This is a genomic window from Streptomonospora sediminis, assembly GCF_054778995.1.
Window position 1 is genome coordinate 96,974 of the sequence record NZ_BAAGYZ010000072.1, and the last position, 17,622, is coordinate 114,595.

Below are 17,622 nucleotides of genomic sequence, written 5' to 3' on the forward strand. Positions count from 1 at the left end.
TAGGTGGCCGGTCCCGGCATCCCCCGCGCCGGGACCGGCCACTGTCGGGCCCGCCACCACCGGCCCGCCCCAACCGGCTGCCCGCTCAATCCACCCGCCTCCCACCATGCACCGCCCCGCCCGGTCCCGCCGGTACCCCGGCGCCCTGCCTGGACCGGGCCCCCGTTGAGGGTGCGGCGGATCCGGTTATCCCCCGCCGCCGCACCCTCTCGCCTGCCGGCGCTCTCCTAGCGGCCCGCTCCTACCGGTCGGACTGATCCGGGTCGCCGGCCGTCGCCTTGCTGGACTCCGGCAGTTCCTCCGCCGGGCTGCCGGGCTTGAAATCAGCCGGGTCCGACGGGTCGAGGGACTCGGTGTCCTGCGGGTCCGTCTCTCCCGCCTGCGACCCGCCGGACTCGGGCTGGTCCGCTGCCGGCTTGCCGGGTTCGGCACCGAGGGGGTTGACCTCGTCGACGGACAGCGGGACGCAGGGTTCCGGAGCGCCGTTGACGACATAGAAGGAGGAAATGTGCGGCTCGCCCTCGGCCCGCACGATGTTCTCCATGACCAGCGAGTTATCGCCCTTCAGCAGGATGTTCCAAGGGCCGTCCTTGCCGCCGAAGGGCTTGCCCTTTTCGGGGTTATCGGCAAGTTCCGCCTTGTCGACCTTCATGGCCTCGGCATTGGCGGTGTCCTCCGGCGGGACTTCCTGCCCGGTGCCGCGCAGGAACGTGATGCCGCCCTCCTGCTGCGCAGGGTTGCAGCGGGTGCCGGTTTCGGGGTTGCGGATCTCAACGACAACCCCATGGTCCCGCAGGTCAGCGGCGAGTTTCTGCTGTTCGCTCTTGTCGAGCGAGAGTTCCTGCAGCTCTACCCGCACCGTGCCGTCGGGTTTCTCCTCGACCGCGTAGGCCGGCGAGGCGCCCCCGCCCGGCACGAGCACGAAACCCGCCGCCACGGCTGCGCAACCCGCCAGTGCCATGCCAACGCGCGGCATGGTCACCAGGCGCCCCAGCGCTGATCGGTCCTGGCTGCGCGCCGCGTGGTGCTCCTGGGCCGCGTTGAGTGCGACCTCCCTCTTCAGTTCGCTGAGCAGCCGGTCCTCGAACCGGGCCTTTTTGTCCTGCATGGTGTTCTCCCCTACTGCCTAAATCCGGACCGGCGTATCCCCGGTCGCGCGGGTTGCTGCCATCTGCTGGGGTGCCGCGGGCTGCGGGGATTGCGCGGTTTGGCGGGCGCGCTCGCTCAGTACCTTGCGCGCCCGGTACAGCCGCACGCGCGCGGTGACCTTGCGGATGCCCAACGCTGCGGCGGCCTCGGTGACGGTGAGCCCATCGACCGCGACCAGCTCGATTACCTGCCGTTCGCCCTCGGGTAGATCGGCCATCGACCGCAGGAGCCGGCTCGCATGGTCCTCGGCGAGGATGCGGTCCTCCAAGCGGGCGATGTCGTCGGGCTCCAGCAGCCGGCGCCCTGCGATCCGGCTGCCGGTATCGGCCTCGCGCGCGGCCCGCCTGTATTCGGCCGAGACCACGTTGCGCGCGATCCCGAACAGCCATGCGGACTCGTTGCCCCGTTCAGGACGGAAGGTGTGCGCGGAGTCGATGACCGCTAGAAACACGTCGGCGGTGAGATCGGCTGCGGTATGCGGGTTGTCGACCCGCCGCGCAACGAACCGCGTGACCGCGTCGATGTGCCGCCGGTAGAACTCCTCGAATTTCTCGGGGTCGCGCGCCGCCTCACGAGGGCCTGCGCGCTTGGTGTTGTCACCTGCCACTTGGCTCCTCTTTCAGCATGCTCGCCGCCTTCCGGTTGCTTATCGGTCCCTGCGTTCTCTGGTACTTGGCGGCAAGGGGAAAAAGCGTTACCGGCCCTGGTCAGGCGAGTGTGGCAGTTGCGGCGGCGCGGACAGCGGGACGTACACAACCGCCGCGCAGGCGGGCGCGCGGGCGTTCGCGGGAGTGCGCAGCACGACGCGGCGCGGGTGTGAGCCGGCGAACCGGGCGCGCGGGATCGCCCGGGGACAGGGCCGTGGCCGGGGCCGCGGATGCAGGCGGCCAGGGGCGCGACCCCTGCGGAGCGGGTGCCGAGCGGGCGGCTGCTCGGCACCCGGCCCGGCGGAGGCCGCCGACCGCCGCGGGCATGCGGCGGCCGACGGCTGACGGCCTCCAGGCACCAGGCACCAGGCACCAGGCACCAGGCACCAGGCACCAGGCACCAGGCAGATCAGACGACGGGCAGCTGCACCCCGCGGATGCTCGCGGCCACACCGTCGTTGGCCTCGGCGATCTCGCGGCGCTCGGGCGGGACCTCCCCGTACAGCGTGGTGCGCTGGCGCAGCGGGCGGCCGGTCGGCTCGACCAGGGCGCGGATGTCACCGATCGTCTTGAACGATCCGTTGTCAGAGCCGGCCATGCGGCTGATGGTCTCCTCCATCAGTGTCCCGCCCATGTCGTTGACCCCGCCGGTGAGCAGCTGCCTGCAGGTTTCCTCGGCCAGTTTCACCCAGGAGCACTGGATGTTGTCGATGCTGCCGTGCAGCAGCAGCCGCGCCAGCGCATGCACCGCCCGGTTCTCGCGCACGGTCGGCCCGGTGCGCGCCAGCCCCGCCAGGTAGATCGGCGCGCTGGTGTGCACGAACGGCAGCGGTACGAACTCGGTGAAGCCAGGCCGCCCGTTGCGCTCCAGCGAGCGCTGCTGGAGCGAACGCAGCAGCTTGATGTGGGCGACCCAGTGCTCGGGGGTGTCCACGTGGCCGTACATCATCGTCGAGGTTGTGGGGATGCCCAGGTCGTGGGCAGTGGTGACCACGTCCACCCAGGCCGAGGCGGGCAGCTTGCCCTTGGTCAGCACCCAGCGGACGTCGTCGTCCAGGATCTCGGCGGCGGTGCCCGGCAGCGAGTCGACCCCCGCCTCGTGCGCCCGCTCCAGCCACGCGCGCACGGAAGTGTCGGTGCGCGCGGCGCCGTTGACGACCTCCATCGGGCTGAAGGCGTGCACGTGCATGCCGGGCGTGCGCTCCTTGACCGCTCGGGCGAGGTCGAAGTAGGCGGTGCCGGGCAGGTCGGGGTGGATGCCGCCCTGCATGCACACCTCGCTGGCACCGGCCTCCCAGGCTTCGGCGGCGCGGTCGGCCACCTGGTCCAGGGAGAGCGTGTAGGCGTCGGCGTCGCTGCGGCGCTGCGCAAAGGCGCAGAACCGGCAACCGGTGTAGCAGACGTTGGTGAAGTTGATGTTGCGGGTGACGACGAAGGTCACCGCGTCGCCGACCGTGTCGCGGCGTACGGCGTCGGCCAGGCCCGCCAGTTCCTCCAACTCCTCGCCGTGGGCGTGCAGCAGCGCCAGCGACTCCTCGTCGGTCAGCCCTGCAGGGTCGCGCTCGGCGTGGGACAGAGCGGCGCGGATCTCGGGGTCGAAACGGCGCGGCGCACCGGCGCCCAGCGCCGGGCGGGGCAGGCGCTCGCGCAGCTGCTCCCAGTCGCCGTAGACGGCGTCGAAGTCGCCGCGGCGCTCGGTGGTGCGGCCTTCTGTGTCGATGGCGGTGTGCAGGTCGGTGCGCCCGCCGGCCACCTGCCCGGGTTCGGGCTCCTGCCAAGGGCGGCCGACAACCTCGGCGTCCTCGCGGGCCAGGCCGGTACCGGGCTCTGCGAGCGCGGCGACGTGGCCCGCCACCCGCGGGTCCAGCCACGGCTCGCCCTGGAGCACGTACTCGGGGTAGACGGTCAGCCGTTCGCGCAGCCGGAACCCGGATTCGGAGGTGCGCTCAGCGAGCTCATCGATCTGCGGCCAGGGGCGCTCCGGGTTGACGTGGTCGGGGGTTAGCGGGGACACCCCGCCCCAGTCGTCGATCCCGGCGCGCAGCATGAGCGCGTACTGGTCGCCGATGAGGTTGGGCGGTGCCTGCACGCGCGCTTTTGCACCCATGACCAGCCGGGTGACGGCGACGGTGGCGGCCAGCTCGGCCAGTTCGGCATCGGGGCGGTGCATCATCGCTGTGTCGGGCTTGGCCCGGAAGTTCTGCACGATGACCTCTTGGACCGCGCCGTACTCGCGTGCGGCCCGGCGCATGGCGAAGACGGAGTCGGCGCGCTCGGCCATCGTTTCGCCGATGCCGATGAGGATCCCGGTGGTGAACGGCACGGTGCAGCGGCCGGCGTCCTCAAGGACGCGCACCCGCACCGCGGGGTCCTTGTCGGGACTGCCGTAGTGCGGTTGGCCGCGCTCGGTGAACAACCGTTCGGAGGTGGTCTCCAGCATCATGCCCATGGAGGGCGCGACCGGCTTGAGCCGCTGGAAGTCCGACCAGCTCAGCACGCCGGGGTTGAGGTGGGGCAGCAGCCCGGTCTCCTCCAGGACCATGATCGCCATGGCGCGGACGTAGGAGAGCGTGTCCTCGTAGCCCCGTTCGTCCAACCACTGGCCGGCCTGGCGCCAGCGGTCCTCGGGCCGGTCCCCGAGGGTGAACAGCGCCTCCTTGCAGCCCATTGCGGCGCCTTGGCGGGCGATCTCCAGCACCTCGTCGGGCGAAAGGTAGGGCGAGTCGAGGTGGCCGGGCGCGGTGGCGAAGGTGCAGTAGTGGCAGCGGTCGCGGCACAGCCGGGTGAGCGGGATGAACACCTTCCGGCTGTAGGTGATGACGCCGGGGCGCCCGGCGGCTTCCAGGCCGGCGTCACGTACCCGGGAGGCGTGGCCGCACAGCTTTTCCAGGTCGTCGCCGCGGGCGTGCAGCAGGACCTCGGCTTCGGCCGGGTCCAGCGTCTTGCCATCGCGGGCACGGGCCAACGCGCGGCGCATGGCCGAGGGTGCGGGGGCGGGTTCGGTGCTCCGGTTACCGGCATCTCCAGCACGAGTCATGTGCCGCACGATACGGCGGTACCCGCGCACCGTCCCAGCCCGCCCCGCCCGATAGGCCGGGTGGTGTGTCGGGAACCGCTGCGGCCCGGATGCTCGGCCTGCCCTCAGCTCTGTTCTCGGCCCGGATCGGCGGCCGTTTTGCGGGCGCGGATGAGCACGATGCTGCCGCGGGTGTTGGGGCTGCGAGAATCGCCCAGCGCGATGAGCGGCACCAGCGGGGCGGCGGCGTTGAAGCCGACCCGGCCGCCGCGGGCCGAGACCGACAGGTAGGTGCGTTCGGCCAGGGCACCGCGGAACTGGTAGCTGTGTTCGAGCACCTCCAGGCCTGCTGCGCCGAGCAGGCCGGTCAGCGATTCGTGGGTGTAGGTGCGTTTCACGTGGTAGCGGCGGCTGTGCTCGGCGAACAGGTGCGGCCAGCGCTCGCGCCGGGACAGGCAGTCGGCCGACATCACCAGTTCGCCGCCGGGCTTGAGCACCCGCGCCATCTCGCCCAAGGCGGCCGGGCCGTCGTCGAAGTGCTCGATGGCGCAGATGGACAGCACCCGGTCGACCGAGGCTCCGCGCAGCGGCAGCCGCAGCGCGTCGCCCTCGACGAGCGCGGGGGCGTGGCGCAGCTGGGCACCGCGCAGCATCTTGGTGCGCGCGAGGTCGACGGAGACGGCGTTGGCGCCGCGCCGCCGGGCCTGGGCCGCCCAGTAGCCGTCGCCTCCCGCGACGTCCAGCACGGTCTGCCCGCGCAGATCGGGACCCAGCCACCGCAGTAGCGCATTGGCCTCGCGGTAGCGGCAGACATGGACTTGGTGACCGGCGAAGGCGACGAGATCGGGCATACCCACGCGCCACAGCCTACGCCGAGTGCACCCGAGCAGCCGCCGGGCGGTGCGACAGCAGCGCGTGGCGCGGCATCAGCGATCTGTCAGCGGCGCGCCAGCGGCGCTGGTTAGCGTCACGGCTAATCGCCGCCGACGAGCAGGCGGCGCGGCGCCCCGTACTGCGGGCGATGCAGGAGGAAGCCGATGGAAACGGCGACAGCGCCGCCCTGGGACGCCGTGATCGAGGGCGGCGGCGGCTCCCCGCCCCTCGCAGTGCGCGGACGCGGCGGCGGTGCTGCGCAGCCCCGGGCACCGCTGGTGCTGCTGCACGGACTGGGCGGCAGCGTGGAGGAGTGGGAGCCGGTGGCCGCGCTCCTCGCGCCGCACCGCGCGGTCTATGCCTTCGACCAGCGCGGTCACGGCCGCTCCGGCGACGGGCCTGCGACGGTCGAAGGCCACCTGGCCGACCTGGAGCGCGTGGTGGAGCACTTCGAGCTGCGCGCCCCGGTGGTGGTGGGCCACGACCTGGGCGGGGCCGTGGCCGCGCTGTTCGCGACCCGGCGCACCGGCCTGACCGCGGCAGTGGGCATCGACGCCTACGGCTCGCCGCGGGCCGCGGTCCTCACCGAGCGCCTCGGGCTCGGTGCCGCTGCGGCGGCCGCCGGTGCCGCGGCCTGCCACACCTTCATCGTCGACCAGATGGCGGCGGCGGCCTCGCCGATGCCGCCCGAGGTATTCGACCGGTTGCTGGCGAGCTACCGGTTCGGCGCTTTCGGGCTGCCCGGCGGGGTGCTGGAATCCGGAGCGCTGCGCTCGGCCGTGTGTACGCAGGGCCTGGTCTCGCTGCGCCCGGAGCCGCGCGTGCTGCGGGCGCTTTACGCCGACCTGATCGCCTACGACACCGAAACGCTCACCGCCGGCCTCCGGGCGCCGCTGCTGAGCCTGGTGGCACGCCGCCCGCTGCCGCAGATCCCGGGCGCCCCCGCCCGCTTCAGCGAGTTCCTGGCCGCGCAGGCGGCCCACGAACTGTCCACCGGAGCCGGGGACCGCACCTGCCGGGGCCTGGACTCCGCGCGCCCCGCCCACATCGCCCGCCCCGAGGCCGTTGCCGAAGCGGTCGAGGCCTTCCTCAGCGGTCTCGCACCCGGATGAGTGAGGCCCACTGGCGGCGGCGAGCGCAGCCGGCGGGCGGTGCGGCGGCTACGCTGGCGGGGTGCTGAACCGCCTTCGTGCCAACCGGTGGGTGCGCCTGGCCGTCGTCGCGGTCGTGCTGGCCTGCGCCGGGGCTGCGCTGTACAGCAGGTGGGGCGAGGCGCGCGACGCGCTGGTGGCGCTGTCGCCGTGGGCCCTGGCCGTATCCGCCCTGGCTGCGCTGGCCGGGCTGGGTGCGCAGCTGATGGCCTGGCGCGCGGTCCTGGCCGATCTCGGTTCGCGGCTGCCGGTGGGCACAGCGGCGCGGGTGATGTTCCTCGGCCAGCTGGGCAAGTATCTGCCGGGCTCGGTGTGGGCGTTCGTGGCGCAGGTGGAGCTGGCCCGCGACCACCGGGTGCCCCGGCAGCGGGGCATCGCCGCGACCGTGCTCGCGGTGGCGGTCACCCTGACCGTGAACCTGGCGGTGGCCGCGGCCACCCTGCCGTTCGCCAGCGCCGATGCCGCGCGGCGGTGGTGGTGGGTGCTGGTGCTCGCGCCGGTGCTGCTGGCGGCGCTGCATCCGCGGGTGGTGACCGCGCTCATCCACGCGACTCTGCGCCTGGCCCGCCGCGCACGCCGCATACGGGGCGCCGCGGGCGGCGGTGCAGACGGGCGGCCGGTCCGGGATACCGAACTGGAGCACGTTTCGGGCCGCGGCATGGCCGCCGCACTGGGCTGGTCCTTGCTGGCCTGGGTGCCGATGTCGCTGCACGTGTGGCTGCTCGCGGCCGCCGCGGGCGCCGGCCAGGACCCCAGGGCGCTGCCGGCCGCCGCCGGGGCCTACGCGCTGGCCTGGACGCTGGGCATCCTGGTGGTCTTCGCCCCTGCGGGGCTGGGTGTGCGCGAGTTGGTGCTGCTGGTGGGCCTGGCGCCGGTGCTCGACCCCGGTTCGGCGCTGGTCGTCGCTGCTCTCTCGCGGCTGATCATGACGGCCGCCGACCTGCTGTGGGCGGGCGGTGCGCTGGTGGCGACACGCTCGGCGGCGGCACCGCGGCCCGGCCCGCCTGCACCCGACGGCCCGGGCACCGGCGGCGGCACCGGCCGCGCTGCAGGATGAGCGGGACCGTTCCCGGCGCGCTGGTGCGCGAACCGCCCGCGTGAGCCTGGCGCCGCCGGCGTGTGCTCACACCTCGGGCGGCGCCGCCATCCAGCCGCCGTCCAGCCCGGCCGGCTGGTCGGCGCCCGCGGGCGCGTGCTCGGCCGCGCGCAGCGGCGGCACCCAGCCGGTTTCGGGGTCGTAGCGGCGCACCACCCGGCCGGGGATTCCGGCCACCACGCTGTGGTCGGGGTAGTCGCCGGGCCGCACCACCGTGCCGGCGGCGACCACGCAGTTGCGGCCCAGGTGCACGCCGGGCAGCACGATGGCGTTGGCGCCGATCCAGGTGCCGTCTTCGATACGTACCGGGGCGTCGGCGGGCCACTGGCGGCCGACCGGGACCTCGACGTCGGCGTAGACGTGGTTCTGGTCGGTGATGTAGACGTAGGGCCCGGTGAACACGTCGTCGCCCAACTCGATGGAGCGGTGGGCCACCACGTGCGAACCGCGCCCGATGGTGCAGCCGTCGCCGATGCGCACCAGGGGGCCGGCCGATTCCAGGGCCTGGCCGGGCACCATGCCGGCGGTCAGCGTGATGTCGGCGCCCAGCAGCGTGTGCGCGCCCAGCGCGATCCAGCCTTCGCCGAAGATGGTCGCGGGCGGGAACGCGATCGAGGTCCCCGGGCCGTAGGCGGCGAACCGGCGCGCGGCGCGTGTGCCGGAGCGGATATCGGCGTGGCGCCGCGCCCATGACCACAGCCCGCGCAGCACCCAGGACAGCAGTCGTGACACCCGCATCCCCAAATCTACTGGCCGGTAATCGGGAGATGCCCCAGAATATCCACTTTTCCGCGCGCGCCGCGCCCGCGCCGCACCCCTCAGCCGGAGAGGTGGGCCAGCACGTCCTGCCGGGTCAGCACGCCCGAGGGCTTGCCGTCCATCAGCACCACCACGGCACCCGCCTGCTGCAGCAGCTCCACGCACCGGCTGACGGGCTCACCGGATCCGGCCACCGGCAGCGCGGCGCCCATGTGCTGCTCGACCGGCTCCTCCATCCGCGCCCGCTGGTGGAACAGCGCGTCGAGCACGTCGCGCTCGGCGATGGCGCCCACCACCTCGGCGGCCATGACCGGCGGTTCCTCCTTCATCACCGGAAGCTGCGATACGCCGTACTCGCGCATGATCGCCACCGCCGTGCCGACGGTCTCGTGCGGGTGGATGTGCACGAACTCGGGCAGGGCGCGGCCCTTGGCGGCGAGCACGTCGCCGGCGGTGGGTTCCTCGGTCTCCTCGGCGAGGAACCCGAAGTCGGCCATCCACTCGTCGTTGAAGATCTTGCCCAGGTAGCCGCGGCCGCCGTCGGGCAGCAGCACGACGATGACGTCGTCGGGCCCGGCCCGCTCCGCCACGCGCAGCGCCGCGACCACCGCCAGCCCGCAGGAGCCGCCGACCAGCAGGGTCTCGTCGCGGGCCAGGCGGCGGGTCATCAGGAACGACTCCTTGTCGCTGACCGCGATGACCTCGTCGCAGACCGCTGGGTCGTAGGTCTCGGGCCAGATGTCCTCGCCCACGCCTTCGACGAGATAGGGCCGTCCGCTGCCCCCTGAGTACACCGAGCCCTCGGGGTCGGCGCCGATGATCTTGACCCGGCCCTCCGACGCCTCCTTGAGGTAGCGCCCGGCGCCGGTGATCGTGCCGCCGGTGCCGATACCGGCGACGAAATGGGTGACCCGCCCTTCGGTCTGCTCCCAGATCTCCGGCCCTGTGGTGCGGTAGTGGGACTCCGGGTTGGCGCTGTTGGCGTACTGGTCGGGCTTCCAAGCGCCGGGAATGCTCTGGGCCATGCGGTCGGAGACCGAATAGTAGGAGTCGGGGTGGTCGGGGGCGACCGTGGTGGGGCAGACCACGACCTCGGCACCGTAGGCGCGCAGCACCGCGAGCTTGTCGTTGCCGACCTTGTCGGGGCAGACGAACACGCAGCGGTAGCCTTTCTCGGCGGCCACGATGGCCAGCCCCACACCGGTGTTGCCGGAAGTGGGCTCGACGATCGTGCCGCCCGGGCGCAGCTCGCCGCTCTTCTCGGCGTTTTCGACCATCCGCAGGGCGATCCGGTCCTTGACCGACCCGCCGGGGTTGAAGTACTCGACCTTGGCCAGGACCGCGGGCGCGAGCCCGCTGGTGACCTTGTTCAGCCGCAGCAGCGGGGTGTCTCCGACCAGATCGATCAACGTGTTGTGCACCCGCATTGCCGAGCCCCTCTCGCCGCAGCACCGTCGCCCGGCCGCCGCGCCCGCATTACCGGGGCAGGCGGCCGCTGCCCCGACTGTAACCGGCCGCACCCGCAATGCGCCCGCGGCGATCGGGACAAACCGGCGGTGCGCCATGCGGTACATACCCCGCCGGGTAGCCCCCGCCGACCGGCTGAAGGCCCGATGACACACCGGAAGCGCTGTGAGGCACAGCATGTGAACGGCTCCGCAAACGGGAACATTCATCGGCAGGGCCGCCGTTCCTCCAGCGGGTACCCGCAAGACGCCCGCTGCGGTCGCGAGGCAGCACTGCCGCGGCGCCGGCCGATCCGCACCGGCCGGGGCCGGCCCAGTGCCGGACCGGCGGGTCGCGATGACCACCGCTGGATTCAGGGAGGCGGAGATGGTGCTGCGCGCGGCAAGCGCCAGAAGGATCGCCACGGCCACGGCGTTCGGTGGCGGCGGGTTGACCCTGGTGGGAGCCACCACGGTCGGCCTGCTGTACCTGCAAGCGCGATTGGCGGTGAAAGCGGTCGGATTCACCGAGTGGAAGGCGCCCCGGGTCAACGGCGTATACGGCCACGGCGAGGGCGATCCGGTCTCGGTCGCAATGCTGGGCGATTCCACCGCGGTGGGTTTCGCCGTCGCCGATGCCGCCCACACACCGGGCAGCATGCTCGCCTCGGGCATCGCCGCGGTCGCCGACCGGCCGGTGCGGCTGCGCAGGGTCGCCCGGGTCGGCGCCACCTCGGCCGGCCTGCACACGCAGTTGGAGAAACTGCGCAAGCGCCCGCCGGACCTGGCGGTCATCTTCATCGGCGCCAACGACGTCATCCACCGGTTGCGCCCGGCCGAGTCAGTGCGCCACCTGCGCGAGGTCGTTCGCGAACTGGTCGGTGCAGGCAGCGCCGTGGTCGTAGGCACCTGCCCCGACCTGGGCACCATCCAGCCGATCGGCCAGCCGCTGCGTGCCATCGCCCGCCGCGCCTCGCGCCAGCTCGCCGCTGCGCAGACCATCGCGGTCGTCGAAGAGGGCGGCCGGACGGTATCGCTCGGCAACCTGCTCGCCGCCGACTTTCTGGCCCGGCCCGACGAGTTGTTCGGCCCCGACCGCTTCCACCCCTCCGCCGAGGGCTACGCCTACGCCGCCGCCGCGGTACTGCCTTCGGCGTGCTCGGCGCTGGGCCTGCTGCCGCCGGCCGCCGAAGACCCCGAGCCCGATCCCGACGAGGGTGTGCTGCCGGTGCACCGCGCCGCCGCCCAAGCGGCCGAGACCGAAGGCAGCGAGGTCAGCCGGGCCCGCGTGGGCGGGCGCGAACGCGGTTCGCGGGGCCGCTGGGCCGCGCTCATCCGGCGGCCGTGGGGTGCCGACTCGCGCGAGCAGACCGCCGCAGAACCGGCCGCTGAGCCGGCCGCCGAGCCGGCCGCTGAGTCGGCGGGCGGCGGTAGCACCACCGCGGCGGCGGGTAGCAGCCGGAATACACCCGCCGAACCGGGTGAACCCGGCGAACCGCCCGCCGATACGGCCCCGGAGGTGAGCGGAAGCTCCGCGACAGGTTAACGTCGGGTATCGCAGCCGACCTACTGGTCGGTAACCGCCTCGTACCAGAAAGGCCGCGGACATGCCCGAAGCCGTCATCGTCGCGACCGCGCGATCCCCCATCGGACGCGCCTTCAAAGGCTCCCTCAAGGACATCCGCCCCGACGACATCACCGCGCAGATCATCTCGGCCGCGCTGGCCAAGGTCCCCCAGCTCGACCCGGCGACGATCGACGACCTCATGCTGGGCTGCGGGCTGCCCGGCGGCGAACAGGGCTTCAACCTGGCCCGCGTCGTCGCGGTACAGCTCGGCCTCGACACCGTCCCCGGCACAACGGTGACCCGCTACTGCTCCTCATCGCTGCAGACCACCCGCATGGCCTACCACGCCATCAAGGCCGGCGAGGGCGACGTGTTCGTCTCGGCCGGCGTGGAAATGGTCAGCCGGTTCACCAAGGGCAACAGCGACTCCCTGCCCGAAACCCAGAACCCCGCGTTCGCCGACGCCGAGGAACGCACCGCCAAACGCGCCGAGGGCGGCGCCCCGACCTGGCGCGACCCGCGCGAGGACGGCCAACTGCCCGACGTCTACATCGCCATGGGCCAGACCGCCGAGAACGTCGCCCAGGTCCGCGGCGTCTCGCGCCGGCGCCAAGACGAATTCAGCGTGCGCTCGCAGAACCGGGCCGAACGCTCCATCGACAACGGGTTCTTCGCCCGGGAGATCTCGCCGGTGACCCTGCCCGACGGCGGCGTCGCCGATACCGACGACGGCCCGCGCCGCGGCACCACCTATGAGAAGGTCTCCGAGCTGCAGCCGGTCTTCCGCCCCGACGGCACGGTCACCGCGGGCAACTGCTGCCCGCTCAACGATGGCGCCGCCGCCGTGGTCGTGATGAGCGACACCAAGGCCGCCCAGCTGGGGCTGACCCCTATCGCGCGCATCGTCTCGACCGGGGTCAGTGCGCTGTCGCCGGAGGTCATGGGGCTGGGACCGGTCGCGGCGTCGCGCCAGGCGCTGGCCCGGGCGAACATGGGCATGAGCGATATCGACCTGGTCGAGATCAACGAGGCCTTCGCGGCGCAGGTGCTGCCGTCGGCCGACGACCTGGGCATCGACATCGACGGCCAACTCAACGTCAACGGCGGCGCGATCGCGGTCGGCCACCCCTTCGGCATGACCGGCGCCCGGATCACCACCACCCTGCTCAACGGCCTCGACTTCCACGACAAGACCTTCGGCCTGGAGGCCATGTGCGTGGGCGGCGGGCAGGGCATGGCCGCGGTGTTCGAGCGGCTGAGCTGATTCCCATCGCCGCGCGGAAGCGGCGGCGAGACTGCGGGGCGGGGCGAGCGTCCGTGCGGCGTACCGCACCGGTGTACCTCCTGCACACGCCACCCGCGGCATACAACCGCGGCACGGACGCAATTGCGCGCCGCGGGTGGCACCGAAGCGAACTGCGCGTGACGAAACCGGGACGGACGACCGACAAAACGGGCCGTAAAAGACCAGTTCCAGGTCTTGTCCAAACCGTGATCCTGATGCAGTCTCGCAGGTAAGTGCCACCCACCCAACGGAGGTGCCAATGTCGGTAACCCACTCGCCGGAGACGCACGCGCAGCTTATCGCCCGGATCCCGACCGTCACCGGCCGCGAACTCAGCGAGTGGTTCGACACTCTGGAACAGGGCCCCGGCCTCACCCGCTGCCTGGAACGCTCCAACTGGCTGGCCGACGAGTACAACCTCAGCCACGGCTACGCCCAGGCGATCGTCCAGGAGTACGACCGGCGGCGCCGCAACCGCACGCCCGTCCCGAACCCGCGTAGCTGATGTCAGCCGCGACCCACCGCCCGCGCGGCGCGCCACAGCACGGCAGCGCCCCGCCCGGATCGACCGGGCGGGGCGCTGTTGTCTTGAGTGCCCGTGCGGCGCGGCCGCACGGGCGGGGGTCGGGCGCTACTCGCTGAAGAGCGACTTCAGGATCCACAGCATCCGCAGGATCTCGATGTAGAGCCATACCAGGGTCACGGTCATACCGAACGCGAGCTGCCAGGCGAACTTGCGCGGCAGGCCCATGTTCATGGCGTCCTCGACCTGGCGGAACTCGATCATCAGCATGGCCGCGGCCAGGGTGACCGCCAGTGCCGAGATACCCAGGCCCAGTAGCGAGGGCTCGCGCAGCCCGAAACCGCCCGGGATGAACATCGACGCCAGGAAGTTCACCATCAGCAGGACCAGCAGGCCCACCGCCGCGGCGGTGACCACCTTCACGAAGGTGTTGGTGACCCGGATGATCCGGAAGCGGTAGACCGCCAGCACCGCGCCGGCGGTGATCAGGGTGCCGAACACCGCCTGGGTGACCAGCGAGCCCATCGCGGAGCCGTTCTGCGCCATCAGCGACATCTCGAAGATGCCGCTGATGCCGCCGACAAGCAGGCCCTCAAGGGCGCCGTAGAGCAGGATCAGCACCGGGTTGGTGGACTGGCGGAAGGCGATCACCAGTCCGAGGACCAGCGCGCTGATGGCGCCGATCAGTGCCAGGCCCATCGCCAGCGGGTTGCCGGCGACGGCCAGGAAGTAGGTGGGTACGGCGGTCAGTACGACCATGCCCAGGGTCATCGCGGTGCGCACAACGACGTCGTCGATGGTCAGCCGCTCCGCCGGGGAGGGGGGCTGGGGGCCGTATCCGGGCTGGGGGTAGCCGTGGCCCGTTTGCGGGTACGGCTGCTGGTATCCCTGATACGGCGCGCCCTGGCCGTACGGCTGTTGGCCGTAGCCGGCCTGGCCGGACCGCATAGCCCGTTTGAGAACGGGGTTCGAACTCCTCATCCGCATGTCTGCGCAAGCCTTTCCAGGGCGTGACGGGTGTGCCGTTAACGTAACGCACCGCGGCGCTCAGCGGTTCCCGCTCCCTATCACAGGTCGGAATCTCCGGGGTACCGCCGGCCGCCGGGCAGGGTTGACAATCCGCGACCGCGAAGCCCATGCTCGAAAACATGTTCTTGCGGCCCCGGTTCCGTCCGACCTCGCGTCGGCCCCAGACCACTGTCGGAGTGCGCCGCGGCACCGCCGGTATCCTCTGCCTTCGCGGCCGGCTGGGTTCCCCGCCGCGCCGCTGACCACCGGTGGCCGGCGCCGCCCTGCGCGTGCGCCCGCCGACTCGCCGAACCGGCCGATCCGCGTTCTTGCCGCTTTCCGGATTTCACCGCACGTGTGTCACGAACCTGGTGACCAGGTCCCGGTCTGCGCCCGAACCCGCCCCTGTGCCGGCCCCCTGTTCGGCCCGAGCCCCGCCGCCACCGGTAACCGCCGGGCCCGGCCGCCCCTGTTCGGCTCCGATCCGCGCTGTAGGCCCCGGTCCCGCACTGTTCCCGCCCCGGCACTGTCCGCGTTCCGCTCCGCCCGCACACCGGGCCGCTGACCGCCGCACGCCGCCCTGTCCGCCGCTCTCGACACGACCGAGCCCCCTGGCCGACCCGCCGCACCAACCGACCACCGCGGTATTCGACCCGTCCGGACAAGCGCCGCCGAACAACCCCCGTTATCCGCCGTTCCACCCCCGAGCCGTGTCGGCATGCCGCCGGCACGCCCGGGCCCGCCCAGCTCCCGCCCTGGCACACAGGGCCGCCGCATGACCGCGGCGCGCCGTGTGCGGCCGGGCGCACCGACCCCGCCCTGCGTGCCCGCTAACGTGCGCGACGGGCGGTGACCTGCAGGAACGAGCACACCCGAAAAGGAGAGTGCATCCATGTCCGTCATGACCAATGCGACCGACGCGGCCGCTACGGCCAACACGGCCGCCGCGGCCGAAGGGCTGCGCGAAGTCCGCACCGTCGACGAAGCCATCGTCGAGGGCCCGCGCGTACTGCGCCGACTGCCCGAGGGCGTTGGCGAGCAGCCCTACACTGCCTTCGAGGTCCGCCCGCTGGGCCGAGTCATCGGCGCCGAGATCCACGGTGTCGACCTGCGCGAGCCCATCAGCGAGGACGTGCGCAGCGAGATCCACCGCGCGCTACTGGAGTACAAGGTCGTGTTCTTCCGCGACCAGCCCATCACCGCCGAGCGCCAGGCCGAGATCGCCCGCATGTGGGGCGACCTGGAGACCAACCCGTTCATCGACCAGGGCGAGGACGCGCACGTTGCGCGGTTCGCCAAGGGCAAGATGCCGCCGAGCTACGAGAACGTGTGGCACACCGACGTGACCTGGCGCAAGGAACCGGCGCTGGGCGCCATCCTGCGGCTGGTGGAGGTTCCCCCGCAGGGCGGCGACACGATGTGGGCCGACATGGCCGCCGCCTACGACAACCTGCCCGACGACATCAAGTCGCGCATCGACGGCGCCGTTGCCGAGCACGACGTGATCCCCGGCTTCTCCCGTTTCCTGGGCGAGGACCGGCTGCGCGAGTGGCAGGACCGGTTCCCGCCGGTGCACCACCCCGTTGTGCGCACCCACCCCGAGACCGGCCGCAAGACGCTGTTCGTCAACGTCTCGTTCACCACCCGCATCCTGGGGATGGACCGCTCCGAGAGCGACGAGCTGCTGCACTACCTGTTCCAGCAGGCGCACGTGCCCGAGTACCAGGTGCGCTTCCAGTGGCAGCGCAACTCCATCGCCTTCTGGGACAACCGCGCCACCCAGCACTACGCGGTCAACGACTACCACCCGCACCCGCGGGTGGCCGAGCGCGTCGCCATCGTCGGCGACCGCCCCTACTAGACCGCTACCGGAGTCCGGGGACCCGGCACCCGGCCGGTTCCCCGAACACCTGACCGTTGCCGTTCCGCGGCGGGCCGGGACCGCCGCGGAACGGCAACGGGCCGAACCGGCGGATACACAGCGCGCCCGCCCGCCCCGCCCAGGACGGGGGCGGGGCGAACGGGCGCGCTCCCGGCCGGCCCGGCACGGGGCGGCCGAGCCGGGTCAGCCCTTGCTGACCAGCGACCGGGCGAAGAAGGCCACATTCGCCGGACGCTCGGCGAGGCGTCGCATGAAGTAGCCGTACCACTCGTCGCCGTAGGGGATGTAGACCCGCATGCTGTGGCCCTGCTCGGCGATGCGGCGCTGCTCGTTCTCGCGGATGCCGTACAGCATCTGGTGCTCGTAGTCGCCGGGACCGCGCCCCGAACGGTCGGCCAGCGCCTGGGCGATGGCCACCAGCCGCGGGTCGTGCGTGGCCACCATCGGGTAGCCCTCGCCGTCCATGAGCGTGCGCAGGCAGCGCACGTATGAGCGGTCGACCTCGGTCTTGTCCCGGTAGGCCACCGACGCGGGCTCGTCGTAGGCGCCCTTGCACAGCCGCACCCGCGAACCCGCGGAAGCCAGATCGCGGCAGTCGGCTTCGGTCCGGTGCAGGTAGGCCTGCAGCACCGCGCCGGTCCGGGGGAAGTCCGCGCGCAGCTCCGCGAGGATCGACAGCGTGGAGTCGACGGTGGTGTGGTCCTCCATGTCCAAGGTGACCGTGGTACCCGCCGCCTCGGCTGCCGCGCAGATGCTGCGGGCGTTTTCCAGCGCGATCTTCTCGCCGTCGTGCGGCAGGAACTGGCCCACCGCCGAAAGCTTGACCGACACCTCCGCGCGCCCGGCCAGCCCCGCGTTGCCCAGCTCGCTCAGCAGCCGGGTGTAGGCGTCGACGGTGACCTGGGCCTGAGCGGCATCGGTGACGTCCTCACCGAGGTGGTCCAGGGTCGCCAGCCGGTCGCCGGTGACCTGCTCGACCACGGGCAGCGCCTGCTCCAGCGCCGCTCCGGCGACGTACTTGGCCACCAGCCCGCGGGTGACGGGGGCGCGCTCAACGAGCGTGCGGCAGGTACTCGACCGCGCCGCTGCCAGGAGTGTCGTACGAAGCATGTGTGACCTCGTTCTCTACGTGCCCGCCTGCCCGGGACGCGGGCCCGGCGGTGCGGCCGGCGATGAGCGCCGCCGGCGTCCGCGGCCGATCGGGCCGCGGGCGCCGGCGGC

General features: G+C 72.4%; 13 protein-coding genes and 1 pseudogene. 6 read left to right on the plus strand and 8 right to left on the minus strand.

The window, feature by feature from the left end; genetic code table 11:
* Positions 1-241 precede the first annotated feature (241 nt).
* The 4 genes from ACYVD5_RS14845 to ACYVD5_RS14860 all read right to left on the minus strand — a co-directional run bounded on the left by ACYVD5_RS14845 (position 242) and on the right by ACYVD5_RS14860 (position 5,663).
* Positions 242-1,108: a hypothetical protein gene (locus ACYVD5_RS14845; protein WP_461001622.1), complete on the minus strand. Its 867-nt coding sequence runs from the start codon at positions 1,106-1,108 to the stop codon at positions 242-244.
* An 18-nt stretch (positions 1,109-1,126) separates the two neighbouring features.
* A complete protein-coding gene (locus ACYVD5_RS14850; protein ID WP_461001623.1) occupies positions 1,127-1,756 on the minus strand; it encodes an RNA polymerase sigma factor in 630 nt (209 codons plus the stop codon).
* Positions 1,757-2,205: 449 nt separating this feature from the next.
* On the minus strand, positions 2,206-4,833 hold the full coding sequence (locus tag ACYVD5_RS14855) for a bifunctional FO biosynthesis protein CofGH (RefSeq protein WP_461001624.1): 2,628 nt from the start codon (positions 4,831-4,833) through the stop codon (positions 2,206-2,208).
* Between the two features lie 104 nt (positions 4,834-4,937).
* Entirely contained in the window at positions 4,938-5,663 is a 726-nt protein-coding gene (locus ACYVD5_RS14860) for a class I SAM-dependent methyltransferase (protein WP_461001662.1), read from the minus strand.
* A gap of 186 nt (positions 5,664-5,849) precedes the next feature.
* On the opposite strand from ACYVD5_RS14860, the gene ACYVD5_RS14865 reads away from it, so the two are divergent.
* Together ACYVD5_RS14865 and ACYVD5_RS14870 are read left to right on the plus strand one after the other, a co-directional pair.
* On the plus strand, positions 5,850-6,797 hold the full coding sequence (locus tag ACYVD5_RS14865; RefSeq protein ID WP_461001625.1) for an alpha/beta fold hydrolase: 948 nt from the start codon (positions 5,850-5,852) through the stop codon (positions 6,795-6,797).
* Positions 6,798-6,858: 61 nt separating this feature from the next.
* Complete coding sequence (locus ACYVD5_RS14870; RefSeq protein WP_461001626.1) at positions 6,859-7,893, plus strand: lysylphosphatidylglycerol synthase domain-containing protein; 1,035 nt, start codon at positions 6,859-6,861, stop codon at positions 7,891-7,893.
* A 20-nt stretch (positions 7,894-7,913) separates the two neighbouring features.
* Here ACYVD5_RS14870 and ACYVD5_RS14875 read toward each other — a convergent pair.
* Positions 7,914-8,664 (minus strand): annotated as a pseudogene (locus ACYVD5_RS14875) (acyltransferase); the annotation flags it as partial.
* 86 nt (positions 8,665-8,750) lie between these two features.
* The gene (locus ACYVD5_RS14880; RefSeq protein WP_461001627.1) at positions 8,751-10,118 is read right to left on the minus strand and encodes a cystathionine beta-synthase; all 1,368 of its coding nucleotides are present in this window, start codon (positions 10,116-10,118) and stop codon (positions 8,751-8,753) included.
* 409 nt (positions 10,119-10,527) lie between these two features.
* On the opposite strand from ACYVD5_RS14880, the gene ACYVD5_RS14885 reads away from it, so the two are divergent.
* The 3 genes from ACYVD5_RS14885 (at position 10,528) to ACYVD5_RS14895 (ending at position 13,493) form a co-directional block, all read left to right on the plus strand.
* Positions 10,528-11,682 (plus strand): SGNH/GDSL hydrolase family protein, encoded by a 1,155-nt coding sequence (locus ACYVD5_RS14885; protein ID WP_461001663.1) that lies wholly within the window; start codon positions 10,528-10,530, stop codon positions 11,680-11,682.
* A gap of 61 nt (positions 11,683-11,743) precedes the next feature.
* Positions 11,744-12,967 carry an acetyl-CoA C-acetyltransferase gene (locus tag ACYVD5_RS14890; protein ID WP_461001628.1) on the plus strand — a complete coding sequence of 408 codons (1,224 nt, stop codon included), beginning with the start codon at positions 11,744-11,746 and terminating at the stop codon, positions 12,965-12,967.
* Positions 12,968-13,247: 280 nt separating this feature from the next.
* Positions 13,248-13,493, plus strand: coding sequence for a DUF4287 domain-containing protein (locus ACYVD5_RS14895; protein WP_461001629.1), 246 nt, complete (start codon positions 13,248-13,250; stop codon positions 13,491-13,493).
* A 126-nt stretch (positions 13,494-13,619) separates the two neighbouring features.
* On the opposite strand, the gene ACYVD5_RS14900 is transcribed toward ACYVD5_RS14895, so the two are convergent.
* Positions 13,620-14,498: a Bax inhibitor-1/YccA family protein gene (locus tag ACYVD5_RS14900; RefSeq protein WP_461001630.1), complete on the minus strand. Its 879-nt coding sequence runs from the start codon at positions 14,496-14,498 to the stop codon at positions 13,620-13,622.
* A gap of 913 nt (positions 14,499-15,411) precedes the next feature.
* Here ACYVD5_RS14900 and ACYVD5_RS14905 point away from each other — a divergent pair.
* Positions 15,412-16,380: a TauD/TfdA dioxygenase family protein gene (locus ACYVD5_RS14905; RefSeq protein ID WP_461001631.1), complete on the plus strand. Its 969-nt coding sequence runs from the start codon at positions 15,412-15,414 to the stop codon at positions 16,378-16,380.
* Positions 16,381-16,584: 204 nt separating this feature from the next.
* Here ACYVD5_RS14905 and ACYVD5_RS14910 read toward each other — a convergent pair whose 3' ends face one another.
* The gene (locus ACYVD5_RS14910) at positions 16,585-17,511 is read right to left on the minus strand and encodes a proline dehydrogenase family protein (RefSeq protein WP_461001632.1); all 927 of its coding nucleotides are present in this window, start codon (positions 17,509-17,511) and stop codon (positions 16,585-16,587) included.
* Positions 17,512-17,622 lie beyond the last annotated feature (111 nt).

What these genes read in the sequence shown, in the direction of transcription:
- ACYVD5_RS14845 (WP_461001622.1), bottom strand. Translation starts at nt 1,108, where the DNA reads ATGCAGGACAAAAAGGCCCGGTTCGAGGACCGGCTGCTCAGCGAACTG.
- ACYVD5_RS14855 (WP_461001624.1), bottom strand. Translation starts at nt 4,833, where the DNA reads ATGACTCGTGCTGGAGATGCCGGTAACCGGAGCACCGAACCCGCCCCC.
- ACYVD5_RS14860 (WP_461001662.1), bottom strand. Translation starts at nt 5,663, where the DNA reads ATGCCCGATCTCGTCGCCTTCGCCGGTCACCAAGTCCATGTCTGCCGC.
- ACYVD5_RS14865 (WP_461001625.1), top strand. Translation starts at nt 5,850, where the DNA reads ATGGAAACGGCGACAGCGCCGCCCTGGGACGCCGTGATCGAGGGCGGC.
- ACYVD5_RS14880 (WP_461001627.1), bottom strand. Translation starts at nt 10,118, where the DNA reads ATGCGGGTGCACAACACGTTGATCGATCTGGTCGGAGACACCCCGCTG.
- ACYVD5_RS14890 (WP_461001628.1), top strand. Translation starts at nt 11,744, where the DNA reads ATGCCCGAAGCCGTCATCGTCGCGACCGCGCGATCCCCCATCGGACGC.
- ACYVD5_RS14895 (WP_461001629.1), top strand. Translation starts at nt 13,248, where the DNA reads ATGTCGGTAACCCACTCGCCGGAGACGCACGCGCAGCTTATCGCCCGG.
- ACYVD5_RS14900 (WP_461001630.1), bottom strand. Translation starts at nt 14,498, where the DNA reads ATGCGGATGAGGAGTTCGAACCCCGTTCTCAAACGGGCTATGCGGTCC.
- ACYVD5_RS14905 (WP_461001631.1), top strand. Translation starts at nt 15,412, where the DNA reads ATGTCCGTCATGACCAATGCGACCGACGCGGCCGCTACGGCCAACACG.
- ACYVD5_RS14910 (WP_461001632.1), bottom strand. Translation starts at nt 17,511, where the DNA reads ATGCTTCGTACGACACTCCTGGCAGCGGCGCGGTCGAGTACCTGCCGC.